Source organism: Pseudomonas sp. NY15356 (assembly GCF_048068175.1).
Taxonomy (GTDB): Bacteria; Pseudomonadota; Gammaproteobacteria; order Pseudomonadales; family Pseudomonadaceae; genus Aquipseudomonas; species Aquipseudomonas putida_K.
In genome coordinates, this window is record NZ_JBLUPW010000080.1 from 1 (window position 1) to 606 (window position 606).

General features: G+C 49.8%; 1 pseudogene. It reads right to left on the bottom strand.

The window, feature by feature from the left end:
* Positions 1 to 110: 110 nt before the first annotated feature.
* Positions 111 to 413: pseudogene (locus tag ACNFCI_RS23995) on the bottom strand (PAS domain-containing protein); the annotation flags it as partial.
* Positions 414 to 606 lie beyond the last annotated feature (193 nt).

Consider the following 606-nt stretch of genomic DNA (forward strand, 5'->3'; position numbering starts at 1 on the left):
TACGACCGATTTGTATGGTGGCGCGCTCTTCAACGCTGAGTTCGGTATAAGACATAGGGGCAGCACCGTACCGGAAAGGTCAGGTGTTGCACTCAGTTTTTGCCGCCGCCAGGTGTCACATACGCACTGACCCAATAGAAGTCACCATTCTTGCAGCGATTCTTGATGATACCCATCCAGCTTTTGCCAGCCTTCAGATAGCCCCACATCAGCCCGAAAACAGCTGGAGGCATGTCGGGATGACGAACCAAATTGTGCGGACTGCCCAACAACTCTTCACGAGAATAGCCACTTATTCTCATAAACTCATCATTCACATAGTAAATATTCCCATTCGTATCCGTAGCAGAGATCAATCGCTGCTGGACTGGAAATATTTGTTCAACGGTTGTGACAGGCAGGTTCGAGCGCAAGATGAGTCTCCATGAGCAATAATGGCATTATGCCATAAGGCGTGAGTAACGGGTCATGCGAAATAAAGGGGAGCACTGAGATGGGCGGTTGCAGGAGCTGAGTGCAACACGGTTATTGAATTGAAGCCGGAGCATCATGCCGCATTGCCATGGCATTTTGCATGACCTCTCCCATCACCTCGATGGGGCATTT